The organism is Nostoc sp., assembly GCF_036917195.1.
Lineage (GTDB): Bacteria > Cyanobacteriota > Cyanobacteriia > Cyanobacteriales > Nostocaceae > Nostoc.
Map to the genome: position 1 here is coordinate 30,113 of NZ_JBALDG010000093.1, position 14,359 is coordinate 44,471.

11 protein-coding genes are annotated in these 14,359 nt (G+C 44.4%); 10 read left to right on the top strand and 1 reads right to left on the bottom strand.

Annotation, left to right across the window (positions count from 1 at the left end; all coding sequences use genetic code 11):
* Positions 1-84 precede the first annotated feature (84 nt).
* On the top strand, positions 85-1,131 hold the full coding sequence (gene rtcA / locus V7K40_RS31355; protein ID WP_334966774.1) for an RNA 3'-terminal phosphate cyclase: 1,047 nt from the start codon (positions 85-87) through the stop codon (positions 1,129-1,131).
* Positions 1,132-1,779: 648 nt separating this feature from the next.
* Complete coding sequence (locus V7K40_RS31360; protein WP_334966776.1) at positions 1,780-4,110, top strand: EF-hand domain-containing protein; 2,331 nt, start codon at positions 1,780-1,782, stop codon at positions 4,108-4,110.
* A gap of 133 nt (positions 4,111-4,243) precedes the next feature.
* Here the strand turns inward: V7K40_RS31360 and V7K40_RS31365 are convergent, their stop codons facing one another.
* Positions 4,244-5,695, bottom strand: a complete 1,452-nt coding sequence (locus V7K40_RS31365) for an MFS transporter (RefSeq protein ID WP_334966778.1) — start codon at positions 5,693-5,695, stop codon at positions 4,244-4,246.
* A 100-nt stretch (positions 5,696-5,795) separates the two neighbouring features.
* On the opposite strand from V7K40_RS31365, the gene V7K40_RS31370 reads away from it, so the two are divergent.
* From V7K40_RS31370 to V7K40_RS31405, 8 genes are all read left to right on the top strand, one after another.
* A complete protein-coding gene (locus tag V7K40_RS31370; protein WP_334966780.1) occupies positions 5,796-6,314 on the top strand; it encodes a phosphoribosyltransferase in 519 nt (172 codons plus the stop codon).
* 1,017 nt (positions 6,315-7,331) lie between these two features.
* The gene (locus V7K40_RS31375; RefSeq protein WP_334966782.1) at positions 7,332-9,092 is read left to right on the top strand and encodes an ATP-binding protein; all 1,761 of its coding nucleotides are present in this window, start codon (positions 7,332-7,334) and stop codon (positions 9,090-9,092) included.
* 33 nt (positions 9,093-9,125) lie between these two features.
* Positions 9,126-11,237 (top strand): ATP-binding protein, encoded by a 2,112-nt coding sequence (locus tag V7K40_RS31380; RefSeq protein ID WP_334966784.1) that lies wholly within the window; start codon positions 9,126-9,128, stop codon positions 11,235-11,237.
* Entirely contained in the window at positions 11,209-11,610 is a 402-nt protein-coding gene (locus V7K40_RS31385; protein ID WP_334966786.1) for a response regulator, read from the top strand. Before V7K40_RS31380 ends, V7K40_RS31385 begins: the two co-directional genes overlap by 29 nt.
* Positions 11,611-11,616: 6 nt before the next feature.
* Entirely contained in the window at positions 11,617-12,024 is a 408-nt protein-coding gene (locus tag V7K40_RS31390) for a response regulator (RefSeq protein WP_334966787.1), read from the top strand.
* Between the two features lie 347 nt (positions 12,025-12,371).
* Positions 12,372-12,521, top strand: coding sequence for a hypothetical protein (locus V7K40_RS31395; RefSeq protein WP_334966788.1), 150 nt, complete (start codon positions 12,372-12,374; stop codon positions 12,519-12,521).
* Between the two features lie 484 nt (positions 12,522-13,005).
* The gene (locus V7K40_RS31400; RefSeq protein ID WP_334966789.1) at positions 13,006-13,377 is read left to right on the top strand and encodes a Uma2 family endonuclease; all 372 of its coding nucleotides are present in this window, start codon (positions 13,006-13,008) and stop codon (positions 13,375-13,377) included.
* A gap of 499 nt (positions 13,378-13,876) precedes the next feature.
* A complete protein-coding gene (locus V7K40_RS31405; RefSeq protein WP_334966790.1) occupies positions 13,877-14,101 on the top strand; it encodes a hypothetical protein in 225 nt (74 codons plus the stop codon).
* Positions 14,102-14,359 lie beyond the last annotated feature (258 nt).

The window sequence follows — 14,359 nt, forward strand, 5'->3', positions numbered from 1 at the left end:
ACCTAGCTACTAGGCGTCTATAATTTGTGGTTTGATTTCAAAAGCCGTGGGGAAAACCCAAAATCCACCATTCCAAAATCACCCATGATTGAAATTGACGGTTCCTACGGAGAGGGAGGCGGACAAGTTCTTCGCACTTCCTTAAGTCTAGCGGCCATCACTGGCCAACCGATAAGGATTGCAGGCATTCGCGGTGGACGCAAAAAGCCAGGATTAGCACCACAACACTTAACGGCAGTTCGGGCTGCGGCGAGAATTTGTAATGCCCAACTACGGGGTGATGCTTTGGGTTCAATGCTGCTGGAATTCATCCCAGGTAGTGCTGTGCAAGCTGGAACTTATACCTTTGATGTTAGTAAAGCACAACAAGGTGGTTCAGCGGGTGCGATCGCTCTAGTTTTACAGACAATTCTTTTACCTTTGGCACTAGCAACTGGCAATTCTCAGGTAACACTAAAGGGTGGAACTCATGTAAACTTTAGCCCGACAGTGACGTACATCGAGCAAGTTTATCTGCCGATATTGCAACGCATGGGTGTAGAAGCCCAAGTCAAGTTAGGCGCTTGGGGGTGGTTTCCCCAAGGTGGAGGAGAGGTACAGTTGCAGGTGAATGGCGGTAGTCAACTCGGCGGGATCGACTTGTTGGAACGGGGCGATTTACAACAGGTGCGGGGACTAGCAGTGGTGACGGAATTGCCTTCCCATATTCCGCAACGGATGGCGAATCGTGCCGAGAATTTGTTACGCGAGGCCCATTTGAAAGTTACTGTACACGCCTTGCGAGAAAGAGGTGTGGCACCTGGGGCGGGTATTTTTTTAACTGCTGAATATCAAAACAGTTTGAGTGGCTTTGGTGGGTTTGGGCGTTTGCGGTTGTCGGCGGAGACAGTTGCAGAGATTGCTTGTCAGCAACTGCTTGAGTTTCATCAAACTGGCGCAGCAGTGGATGAACATTTAGCAGATCAATTATTATTGGCAGCTGCTTTAGCGTCACAGGGAAGCCAGTATCGAGTAGCTGAGGTGAGTAGACATTTGACGACGAATGCGGCGGTAATTGAACAGTTTGGGCTGGCGCAGATAACAGTAGATGAAGCTCTTAAAATAGTGTCAGTAAAGAGTTTGACTAGATGAAAAAAGTGTTTATTACTTTAGTAGTGCTATATGGTAGAGTATTATAAATTATTATTCAATTCAAAATAAATTTTGTAATCTTTTCTGTTAAAGATAAAGTCAATATAAGGAAGGAAAAATCTTTATCAGGACAACCAAATGTTAAACTAAAAAAAGGAGAAAAGCTATTCATCCTGAAAGTAGAGTGTTTAGGAAAAATTAATAAGAATTCGTCTTATATTCAATTGAGAGCGCAAGTTCGTAAATGTAACTTAACTTGCAATAAATAGTACTAAAATAGGTGAAATACGTTGCAGTACTAACACTTTGCCTCTATCCCCGATGACAAAATCACGCGTGGATATAAAGCTACATAGAAATTTGCCTCATTTCCAAGAGTGGGAATGAGGCAAAAGTATTTTTATAAGCAAAGACAGAAAACTTTTGATAGTTTATCTAGCAGCATTTGCAATCAAACTTGTAAAGTCGGATTTGTCGCAATAATAAGCAACTGACCAATTTACCAAGCGACTGCAAGTATAGTTGAGACTAAGTTCAGTTATTCCTGATACTTGCTATTTACTTAACACAACTCAACAGTATTGAAGTAAGTGTTAAAAAACATGCTAAGAAATTTATTGGTGACACTTATGGAATTGGAACAAAACCATGATTAATGAGCAAGAAATAGAAAAGCTGTGGCAAGCCTTCAAGGTATTAGACGTAGACGGCAACGGAGCGATCTCAACCGAGGAACTAGGGGAGGTAATGCGATCGCTTGGGCAAAATCCCACGGAAACGGGGCTGCGTGACTTAATCAAAGAGATTGACGTTGACTTGTCAGGCACTATCGACTTTGAAGAATTTAAAACGCTGATGATCGCTAAGGTAGGCGATCGCCAAAGTCGCCTCAAGTTAGCCTTCAGTGCCTTTGATGAGAATGGTAGCGGTCAGATTACTGCCGTAGAATTGCGGACAGTGATGAGTCAATTTGGGCTGACAGACGCTGAGTTGAAGGATATGTTACAGGAAGTAGATCATGATGGCGATGCCTCAATAGACTTTAATGAATTCTGTCAGCTAGTACCCGACGAATCAGAGAGCAAAACTGGCTATCAAGACTCACCGATTTCCCTTGACAGTTCACTGAAGACATCAGCTGCCACCACCACCCAGCCGACTCTACAAGAAGCAACCAGCAACACGACTCCTGAGTTGGCACAGCTAAGAGAACAGTTAGCGCAACACCCACACTCACCGAATCAGAAAAAAAGCGGTACGTCCCGCTTGCAAATGCAGATTGGTCTATTTCGTCTGCTTCAAGGAGCAGCCTACCGCAGTTTCCGTGAGAGTTTCTCCGCCAACCACGAAACTCACTTGCGGGTAAAAAACTTGCCATACAGAATTACTGACTTTGTGGAGTTTGTCAAGCAGGCGATCGCGCTCTACAAAGGATTAGGTGTGGTGGAAGAGGCTTGCTACCCCGTGCTGGATGCAGTGGTTGAATCAGTTGCGGATGAATATGCCCGATTGCAGGAGCGGATCAAAGACTGGAAAACAGTGGCAAAGACACCAGAAATGTTGGCAGAACAGAAAGCGATTTTAGAGGCGCGGAGTAAATTTACCAATGTCAAAGAAAAGTTTGCTGCCGGAGTCGAGTTTGCAATTACCATCAAAAAGAAGAGTCTTAGCTTGGGTGACATCGTAGAAGGTGTGCTGGCTATTAACGAACTCAATCGCCTCAGGGGAATAGAACTGAATGAAGAAATGGCTCCACCACCAGCTAAATCTGCGGGAAATCCAAAAGACTATTTGAACAAGTGGAACCGCGTCATCCTGAGGCAGGCAACCGAGGCAGTGGATGGTGCAATGATGCCAGTAGCATACTGGTATGAAGATTTCATGCCGAAGTTGTTAGCGGCGTTTAGTGTCTCTACAGCAGCAGATATCCAAAGCAACACCGTACCCGACGAGGCGGCTTTGGATGAGTGGTACCAGTCTACAAAAAACTCAGGAGAATTTAACCGCTATGGGGAGGATGTTGCAGAGAACTTTCCCCATTGCACCCCAAAACAGAAACTGATACTCAAACAAGCATGGCGGTTAACGCATCACTACCTGAATGGAGTGCAGAAACGGCGCGAACGCCTAGAATTTGGGCGGGAGTCAGGCGCACTCTCGCAGTATGTATCATTCATTGATGTCTATCTAAATCGGACTGAAATCAAGGATTCCCAGATGCGCGTCAGCTTCCCGTACTACATCGGCCCAGCAGTGTGGCGCTTCTTTCACACCACGGCTGAGATTGTGTGTACCAAGACCGATGTACAGCAAAAAGCTCTGGTAGCAATCTTCAAAGACTTCTTCCAACTGTTTGCCACCATGTACCCCTGTCCCTACTGCCGCCACCACCTGAATATGTACGTTGTGCAAAATAAGGAGGTGGATATGTATCCTGTGGAGTACCTTGTACTTGGGCGCGATTTAAACCTTACCGACTTTGAGGTGTCACTGGAGGCAAAGTTATCCACCGTAGTAGATGGTTCATCCCTGCGTTTATTCTTCTGGAAGTTACATAACACCGTTTCTTCCTCTATTGCTCGCTCAGAGGAGTGGTATCACAAGGATGAGAAGGCGTTCTACACCACCCGTTTTTGGCCCAGCCTTGACTCTGAGTTAGCAAGAGCCAATGCACTCAGATACAGCAGTATAGAAACTGCTCGCATCTACAACATCTACGGAATGCTCAAGCCATTGGCACGCCTGACAGGTGTAAAAACGGAATTGCCAAAGCTGCTGGAGAAGGGCGATGAGAATAACCTCAAGGAAGCATGTATAGTTGCACAGAAGCACATTAAGGATTTAGATGAGGCTGTGATCAGCGGACAGTTTCTGCAAGAGACATACTACTTTGAGCCTAGCCTTGTGGATAAAGCTCCACTCTTCACCCCTGAAGAAGAAGAGTTTGCGCGAACCGGTATGTTTACAGAAACCACTTAAATATTAGACATCTGTTGAAAAAGAATGTAGAGACGCGTTAGCGCAGGGGAACATTAGCGTAGCAGGGCAAAGCCCAGTACAATTTCGCGTCTCTATAAGGATTTTAGAATTTTGAATTTTGAATTTTGAATTGTTAACTCTCCTTCTTCTCTTGCCGTTCTTTGAGTTTCAGCATGATCTCTGCGTGCATCTCACGGGTAATTGGGTAAAAATACGTTAAAACTAAGCCAAGAATCAAACAAACTGTAGGTATAGGCCCAACAGCAATGCGAATAGCAAACAGTGCCGATTCTGGTTGCGTGGGTGGTAGACTTCCGGCTACAGATTCTTTGAAACCAGCTATTTGCAAAGCATTTCCCACCAAAAATAGCCCAAAAGCTAAACCAAATTTTTGTAGCAAAACCATGAAGCCATAAAAAATACCTTCTCTGCGTTGTCCGGTTTGGAGTTCATCTAATTCAATCACATCTGGAATCATCGACCAGGGAATTAAATAAGCTGTGGAGACACCAACACCCGCCATCACAGCCATCACATACATCAAACTTATTTGACCAGGTTGTAAGAAAAATAGTCCGGCGGCGGCTATTATCCATAAACTCATTCCCAGAAAATAAACAAGTTTTTTGCCGAGTTTTTTACTCAGCGCCCCCCAGACAAATAGCATCAGCAGGGCTGTTCCTTGGACTGCAATCAGCACTGTGGGCACATCTGATTCTTTGAGTTTCATCCAATCGACTACAAAATAGGGAATAATGCTGGCTGTAATCTGCACACCTAGCCAAGAAAAAAGATATATACCAATAACAAATAAAAAAGGTCGGTTGCTGAAGACAATTTTTAGCTGTTCGCCGAAGGAGACAGATGCAGGTTCTTCGGCTAGGATGCGTTTAGCCTCAAAAGCAAGGATGCGATCGCGGACTCCAAAAACGCACCAATATAATCCTAAAATCGAAATTACCGTACAAATTGCCGCTAAAACAAGATATCGTTGTTGGCGATCGGCAATCTGCGAAAAAACAATTTGCGTTAAAATCAACGACAGAATACTGCCACCAATAGAAAATGTAAAACGATAGCTGTTAAGGCTGGTGCGTTCGTCGTAATCTTGAGTTAGTTCTGGAGTCATTGCCGTATAAGGCAAATTCACAACCGTGAAAAAGGACTGAGATATCACTGCAATCGCTACGTAATACCAGAACAGCGGCCAAATGTTATTACTCTGATTTGCCCTAAATTGCGGTACAATCCACTGCAAGAAAAAGAAAATACCAAAGGGAATAGCCCCATAAAACATCCAAGGAAGACGACGGCCCCAACGACGAGATTTTGTTTTATCACTCAAGAACCCAACAAGCGGATCATTTATGCCATCCCAGATTTTGCCAATCATCAAAATAGTACCAGCTAAACCCGCAGGGATACCAGCGACACTGGTAAAAAAAAGCAGCAGATAAAAGACGGAGATACTTGCAGTAACTGCTGGGCCAAAATCCCCTGCACCGTAAGCTAGTTTTGTTTTTAAGTCGAGTTTTTCAATGAGAATATCTCGTTGGGCATCGCCATCAGCAGCAGAATCATTCATAAAACTTTGCACTCATACTAAAATAAAAAGTCTGCGACGCCGAATAGACTATCGTAGACATCGCCTTCAATACTAGCTATCTACCACTCCCCTGATACTTATGCCAGACCTTTATGTTTGTTGGTCAGATTATCACCAAAAAATTGAACAACTGGCTATTCAGATTTATCAATCCGGTTGGGAATTTAACCAAATAATCTGTCTTGCTAGAGGAGGACTACGAGTTGGAGATATTCTCTCCCGTATATACCAGCAGCCGCTGGCAATTTTAGCAACTTCATCTTACAGTGGCACTGGTAAGCAAGGAAGAAGTGATTTAATTTTCTCCCGCTACTTAACGATGACTGCCGAAAAGTTAGGTTCGCGCATTCTCCTAGTAGATGATTTGGTAGACTCTGGCATCACACTTCAACAGACTATACCTTGGCTGAAGCAAAATACTGATTTCCCGATTGAGGAAATTCGCACTGCCGTTCTTTGGTATAAAGCCTGTTCAGTTATAGCACCCGATTATTATGTTGATTATCTGCCTGACAACCCTTGGATTCATCAACCTTTTGAACACTACGAGCAGATGAACCCCGCAGAACTTGCGGCTAAGATAAGTCAACTGTGTTGATTAATACCTACACAAAATTAATTTCACACTCACATTCCTTAAGGGACTGACAAAAAATAAATTATCTAAAATTATTTGTACATTTGTAGGGGATCTTGGCCAAGATCCCCTACAAAGAGATGTTTTTTAACTGGAATAGGACTTATGCACTGTACAAATTAACCATAATATGTAGTAGGTAAAATGTCCGTTTCAGACGCTGATCGCAAAATAGAAAAAGCTGACATATTTACTGCGTTCGGTATTAGACATGCCTGAAAAGTTCAAATTTAATATAGTACATATGTATGTATGATGTGTAAGTTTTATGGAAGTCCCTAACGTCCAATTTTTCCCAAATGGCACGGTGAATCTAACTAGCACACTGTAGCGGAATACCTACTTTTAACAAGGGATTTTGCCTCCTGTCTTGAGATGGTGGCTGGATTTACGTCGTGCTGTACTAGCACATTGGTAGCAATTTAGATTATAGCGATCGCTTGCGCTAGCACTATCAACATCAACATTGGTTTTAAAATGAAAAATCCGTGCTGGTATTATGAAAAACTTCCAAACTTTTCCCTCAGGAAGTAGCAGGGGCGGATAATTTGTCGTAATATCTGTGATATAGGAATAAAAAGTGAGAATCCAGGGGTGAAAATGAATAAAAGGGTTTTATCCCCCATTTCTCACAAGTACTGCGATGTTTACGACCTACGCCTACGCCTTGCTCAGAAGTCCTGCCCAGACTATGTTTCAGCCCTTTTTGATAGGGAAATATTTTCATGCAGTGTGAAACGCCTGAATTTAGATTTTATAACACTTTGGCAATAGGAGTGATAAATCCGGGTTTATACCCCCTATTAGAGCAGAGTATAAATCCTTTAATTAAAAAATGAGGAATCAGAATTTATTCTGAATTCTGATTCCTCATTTTTTAATTTTTCGTGATAATAAAAATTGAAGATATGTTAAGAAACTTGAGTGAACTGGGACAGGGAATGATCAGGCAATATTTCTTAGAGGCAAAGTAGTGTAATGACCAATGAGGAAGTGGAGCAAATATGTTTAGATGATATTTTGATCACTGAAGAGTTGTCTCTTCGAGTACCCAGAACTACTGACCTCAAAGAAGAGAACGATGCACTTCATACCCTAGCACGGCAACTAGTTGAGCAGCCTCAAATTCTGCTCAAAAAGCTTGTAAAAATTACCACTAAACTGTGTCGGGCAGAATCAGCAGGTGTTAGCTTACTTGAGGTGACTCCGGGCGGGGAAGATATCTGCCGCTGGTTTGCACTAGCCGGGATGTTAGAAGCGTATGAACAAACTGCCATTCTTTACACCTGTAGTTACTGCGGCATCTGCCTAGAACGTCAAACTCCCCTGCTTTATTCCTATCCAGAACGGTATTTCACCTACTTGCAAGAGTTTAAGCCAACAATCGTCGAGTGCTTGGTGGTTCCTTTATTGATTGCTAATCAACCACTGGGCACGATTTGGATTATATCCCACGATCAGCATCGGCAGTTTGATGGAGAAGACTTGCGGTTGATGAAAAGCCTCGCAAATTTTACTGCCGCCGCTCTTTACAGTAGCAACGCCCGTCAAGCAGCGGAAGAATCTGCACGGCGTGAGCAAGCTGCTCGGGCCGTTAGTGAAGCGGCACAAAAAGCAGCTGAACAAGCCAATCGTCTCAAAGATGAGTTCCTCGCAGTTCTATCTCACGAACTGCGTTCCCCCCTCAACCCGATTTTGGGTTGGTCAAAACTCCTGCAAACCCGCAAATTTGATGAAGAAAAGACGGCTTATGCCCTAGCAACTATTGAGCGCAATGCCAAGTTGCAGTCTCAGCTAATGGAAGATTTACTGGATGTTTCCCGCATTCTTCAAAGCAAACTCAGCTTAAAAATCTCCTCTGTTAACCTGTCCGCCGTTATTGAAGTAGCCCTTGATACTGTGCGTCTAGCGGCTCAAGCCAAGTCAGTTCAACTGAAGACGAAATTTGAACCGAATATAGGGCAAGTTTTGGGCGATCCCAATCGCTTGCAGCAAGTCTTCTGGAATTTGCTGTCTAACGCCGTTAAGTTCACACCGTCCGAGGGCCAAGTGGAAATACGACTTGAGCGCGTGGGTACACAAGCACAAATCCAAGTAAGTGACACGGGTAAGGGCATTGACCCAGAATTTCTGCCTCACGTGTTTGATTACTTCCGTCAAGCTGACAATACCACAACAAGAACCTTTGGCGGCTTAGGGCTTGGTCTAGCGATCGTTCGTCAAATCGTTGAACTACACGGTGGAACAGTCCAAGCAGAAAGTGAGGGAGACGAGAAAGGTGCCACCTTTACTGTGTTGTTACCTATCAAGAGTGTCGAGCCTCAAACAAGTGAAGACAAAGGTTTGCCTGAGGCTTCCCCTGATCTTCTGGGGGTAAATGTGCTAGTTGTGGACGATGAAGTTGACACCCGCAACCTAATAGTTTTCATCCTTCAACAGTATGGTGCCTCTGTGCGTGCCTTCGCCTCAGCTTCGCAAGCACTAAACGCCTTGGCAGTTGAGAAGCCAGATATTCTCTTAAGTGATATTGGGATGCCAGAAATGGATGGCTATATGCTGATTCGGCAAATTCGATCGCTACCGCCTGAGCAAGGGGGAGAGATTCTAGCGATCGCACTGACAGCCTATGCTGGAGAGGTTAACCAGCAACAAATTCTCCAAGCAGGATACCAAAAACATTTAACAAAGCCAATAGAACCAGGCAAATTAGCGATGGTAATTGCTAGCCTAGTTAAATAATAAATAATTATTCTGATAAGTAGAGAGTATCAGTTGGCTACAAATTCCAATTTTAGAAACCAAAAAGATCAGTTATTGACTGAAGGCAAAGAAGCAATGCTTGCTCGCATGGCGAACCGCATCCGGCAATCGTTGAACCTCCAAGAGATTTTGGATGCAACTGTGATCGAACTGCGAGCATTTTTGCAAACCGACCGGACTAAGGTCTACCGCTTTGATTACGACGGACATGGGCAAGTCGTTGCGGAAGCGAGTGCCCCCAATCGTCTGCCTTCTTTGCTGGGATTACACTATCCAACTGATGACATTCCGCCCCAAGCGCGGGCCTTGTTTATCAGAGCACGTACCCGTTCCATCGTCAATGTCAGCGAGCAGCGGATTATCCTGAACTCGCTGCCGATTCCCAAAACGACGGCAATCGGGGACTTGACCGTTAAAGAAGTGCAAGAGCAACCCCTTGAAGATATTTTAAGCCGACCGATAGACCCCTGCCATGTGGACTATCTCACCCAGATGGGTGTGCAATCTTCTCTGGTGGTGCCTATAATTTATCAACAGGAACTTTGGGGGCTGTTGATCTCTCATCATGCCGAACCCAAAGAAATTACATCTGAGGATTTGCAGGTCGTTCAAATGCTTGCTGACCAGGTTTCACTGGCAATTACCCAGGCGATTTTGCTGAGTCAGATACAGGAGCAGCAGCAGCGCGAAGCGATCATCAATCAGATTGCCGCTCTGCTGCATGCCCCTTTGGCCCCTGACGAGATTTTACATAACGTTTTGGAACAAGCAGTGAAAGCTTCTGGCAGTTCTGGAGGGAGGTTGTACCTCACTTCCTCGGATGAGGCTTTACCAGCCCATGTTTATACTTACGGAAATCAGCCGACCCCATCCGAGTTTGAGCAACCAGACTCACTAGAAAATCATCCTTTCTGGCAAGAAGTAGGGGTAGCTCCTGCTCCCATCGACACTGACTTAACCCAAGACAATAAACCTGCCCAGCGAGCGGTAATTAATCTTCAGCAAGAACCGCATTTGAACCAACTGATTGAATCCTTCCAGACCACACCGATTCGGGGTTTGATTGTTCAACCGTTGTATTATGGTAAAGAATTCCTGGGGTATCTGACGTTCTTTCGTGACCAAATCGGCACAAAAAATCTTTGGGCTGGCTTTGAGGAAGCCGATGAGCGCCAAGAGCGACCCCGCCAGTCAATGGCTCAATGGCAGGCGCTCAAACAAGATAAAGCTTACCTCTGGAGCATCGAAGAGATGGAATTCATCCAGTCTTTGAACATTCACCTATCGCTGGCTGTGCTCCAAAACCGCCTCTATGAGCGCGAACAGCAGCAGCGTCTGGTAGTTGAGATGCATAACGAAGCTCTCTCTCATGCCCGAACTGCCGCTGAAGAGGTGAGTCGCCTCAAGAGCAACTTCTTGGCTTCTACCAGCCACGAACTGCGAACCCCTCTGGCCTCGACCTTAAACTATTTAAAGTTGCTCAAAGAGCGCCTTTATGAAGACGAAGAGGAGTTGCGCCAATATATAAACGGTGCTTACCAATCGACGCGAAATCTCGTTACCATCATTAACGATCTGCTTGACATTGCCAAGATTGAAGACGGAGGCATAGCCTTAGATTTGGAGACAGTTTATCTGCAACAACTTTTACAAGAGCAATGTTTCCTCTCTGGTGCCGAAAGCCGTTACAAGGCAATTCCTCTGACACTCCACTGTGAAATTGAGACTGTTTTCGCCGACAAGATCAAAGTCCGCCAGGTGATGACGAACTTGCTGGATAACGCCTTCAAATTCACAGATCAGGGTCAAATCCATGTTCGGGCTGTCGTCGATAGTACTGGGACAATGGCTCAAATCTCGGTGCGCGACACGGGTATCGGCATTGAGATGGAAAACTCAGAGCAACTGTTTTCCCCATTTGTGCAAGCTGATGGTTCTGCCCAGCGCTCCTACGGGGGCACCGGCTTAGGGCTGACTATCTGCAAGCGATTGGTGGAACTGATGGGTGGTAATATCTGGCTTGAAAGCCCTGGACTAGGGCAGGGAAACACGGTAACGTTTACCCTGCCCCTAAACGTACCGAGTCAGCTTACAGGTGACAGCATTGAATATCCTACTGGTTGAAGATAATCAACTTCTAGCTCAGGGAACTGCTAAACTAATCGAACGCTTGGGTGGTCATCAGGTGTTTATTACTGCCGAACCAAAAGAGATATTCCGACAATGCGAAGCAGGCGCAGTCGAACTGGTGATTATGGATATCAATTTGCCGGGAGCTTGGTGGCAAGGACAAAAAGTCGATGGCTCCATCCTGTCGCGCTATTTGAAGGCACAGTGGAAACAGATACCAATTATCTTAGTAACAGCTTATACCATGCCCGTTGATCAACATCTCCTGTTGTCCCAATCTGGGGCCGACAGTTGCTATAGCAAACCCATCACTGACTACGATGCCTTTTTGGATATGATTACTCTACTGGGTGAAAGGAGGAATTGAATTCCAATGTACAAGGTGGCGATTTTGGACGATGACGAACACTGGTGTCGGATCGTCCAACGTTTTCTTAAGGAAGAATATGCTGTAGCAGCTTACAAGTCTGTGTCTAGTTTCTTGTGGGAGTTAGAGGAACTAAACCAGTACGATATCTTTCTGGTCGATTTTGTGCTGCATACGGCTCGGCATGAGCTAAATACAGATGGCATGGAAATCGTTACCGCTCTCAAGCGCCGCTTGCCTCGTTCTCCTGTGGTCATCCTCGTCACGGCTTACATGAGCATGAATGAGTTAGAGCTGTATGGCAAACAAATGTGTCCAGAAGCAGACGGATTTTTTGCCAAGGATGCGGGACTAGAAATATTGGCTCACCAAATGAAGCAACTGCTCATACCAGGTAAAACTGAGGACAGTTAGGAAAAAGTATTTAGGATTTTCGGACTTTCGCTTGCCCTAAATTGAGCTAAAGAGGAGTTTTAAGCGATCGCATCACAGTGCATCAATCCAAAATCAAATAGATGACTTAGTAAGACTCTGCGATCGCACTCCAACAGACTATACCTTGGCTCAAGCAAAATAGTGATTTCCCCATTGAGGAAATTTGCACTACCGTTCTTTGCTGTAAAGCCTGTTCAGTTATAGCACCTGATTATTACCTAAATCTCATAGAGGTTTTTGAAGAAATTCAGCAAATCGTAAATGGTATCACTCAAAATAATCCCACTCCAACTCAAACAGAGAAACAAATCATTGTTGCAGAAGCAGTGAAGCAGGTAAAGCAGAACCCAACTTTGATGCAACGCTTAAAAGCCGGAGGAAAAGCATTTATATTTGAGGGACTTCAAAAAGTTTCAGATATGTGGTGGGTCAGCCCATTGGTAAAAGCAATCGAGGCTGGGGTGAAGGGAGAATAGACCTCTTGCATAAGTCGAATAGACCCCCCTTAATTCCCCCTTATAAAGGGGGGAAACTTGAAATCTTGCGCCCTCCCCTTTACAAGGGGAGGGGTGATTCAAGGATTTTTGCAAAAGGTCTAATAAACTAAGTTGAGAAAATAAAGCGATCGCCTTTCAATCTCCATCATCCAACCTCAAACCCTCAAGTTTCAAGCTCAGAACTCGAAAGTTGCACCTCAGAACCCGAAGTTTCGACCTCAGAACTTCAACATCCGAGCAAAAAGCCTGAAACTTCCCCTTCTGAACTCCAAGCTTCGACCTCAGAACTCGAACATCCGAGCAAAAAGCCTGAAACTTCCCCTTCTGAACTCCAAGCTTCACCCTCATCACAGCAAGTTTGACCCTCTGAACACGAAACTTGGATTTCAGAAGGTCAAACATCCCCTTCAGAACTTGAACATTTGGCTTCAGAGGTTAAAGAGTTGAGCTAGAAGTTTTGAATTTGAGTTACAAGACCCAAGATATCCCAGCAGGTAGAGGAATTGTCAACCTTGATCGTTATCTTGCACCGGATTTGGTGATTGAGATTGCTAAAACATCCCTACTGGATGACTTGGGTACAAAGCGATCGCTCTATGAAGAATTGGGTATTGCTGAATACTGGGTAGTTGATGTACAAAATTCCCAAATCATCGCCTATGCGATCGCAGAGCAGGGTAGTAAACGTATTCAGGAATCACAGGTATTTCCTGGGATCGCTATTTTAGAGGAGGCTTTACGCCGTAGCCGTGAAATCAATCAAGGCTTCTCTGCTAGAGGCTACGCCAACACCAATGCGTCTACGCTCTATGAAGAGTTGGGTGTTGTTGAATAGACCTCTAAAAGTCCCTAACACCCCAAAGTATCGGGGAAGGGAGACAAAGCGTAGCTTTGGCAGAGTGGGGTTCTTATTTTTGATTTATGCAAGAGGTTTAATATTGGGTAGTGGATGTCCAAAATGCCCAAATCATCGCTTATGCGATCGCAGATCAAGGCAGTAAAGGCATACGTGAATCTTTAAATGAGAGAAGAAATCAAGGCACAAAAACTATGACTAAAGTCATACAGAGATGATGACTTTTTCCACTAATGATTTTTTATTTAACGTTTTAAACTTGAGGCAATACAGCAATTCTATCTATTTGTAAAACAAGCAATGCCTCTTATATTCTTATGAAAACTTTCCTTAATCACGAAGGAAAACCACTGATGCATAAGACCTTACTATGAACGGTAAGGTTGTGAAGCAAAGAGGATATAGGGGTAAACGATCACAAATTATTTAGGAAAGTTGTCACAAATAAACCAAACATAAACAAGTAAGAGAATTGATCATGAAACGTATCTTCGTTGGCACACTACTTGCTCTACCACTCGCAATTGCCTCATTATCATCACAGGCATCGGCAGCAGAGGTTATTGTCAGACCTGCGGCTCATAGACCCATTGTCGTTGCTAGATCCTATTGGAAAACAGTTTATGTTAGGGGGCATTGGGAAAGAATACACGGTCGTCGGCACTGGGTTCCGGCTCATACTGTGCGTGTACGAAGAGGTTAATATATTATCCTACCTATAGGATTCATATTTGATTTTTGAAATACATGTAGGGGAGCCAGTGCGTTGCGGAGGTTCCCTCCGTTGTAGCAACTGGCGTTGCGTTAGCAAAGTGTAACGCACCTCCCAAAGTGTTTGGTGCGTTACGCTTGTCAGAATTCCAAATTGCTGATCCCCGACTTTTCAAAAAAGTCGGGGATCATGTTTATGCACATTTGATTCAGGATTGCTATTTGATGCAGAGACGCAATTTGACTTGTA

Excerpts from the sequence above, each read along its gene's own strand:
- rtcA (WP_334966774.1), top strand. The coding sequence starts at position 85 with ATGATTGAAATTGACGGTTCCTACGGAGAGGGAGGCGGACAAGTTCTT.
- V7K40_RS31360 (WP_334966776.1), top strand. The coding sequence starts at position 1,780 with ATGATTAATGAGCAAGAAATAGAAAAGCTGTGGCAAGCCTTCAAGGTA.
- V7K40_RS31365 (WP_334966778.1), bottom strand. The coding sequence starts at position 5,695 with ATGAATGATTCTGCTGCTGATGGCGATGCCCAACGAGATATTCTCATT.
- V7K40_RS31370 (WP_334966780.1), top strand. The coding sequence starts at position 5,796 with ATGCCAGACCTTTATGTTTGTTGGTCAGATTATCACCAAAAAATTGAA.
- V7K40_RS31375 (WP_334966782.1), top strand. The coding sequence starts at position 7,332 with ATGACCAATGAGGAAGTGGAGCAAATATGTTTAGATGATATTTTGATC.
- V7K40_RS31390 (WP_334966787.1), top strand. The coding sequence starts at position 11,617 with ATGTACAAGGTGGCGATTTTGGACGATGACGAACACTGGTGTCGGATC.
- V7K40_RS31405 (WP_334966790.1), top strand. The coding sequence starts at position 13,877 with ATGAAACGTATCTTCGTTGGCACACTACTTGCTCTACCACTCGCAATT.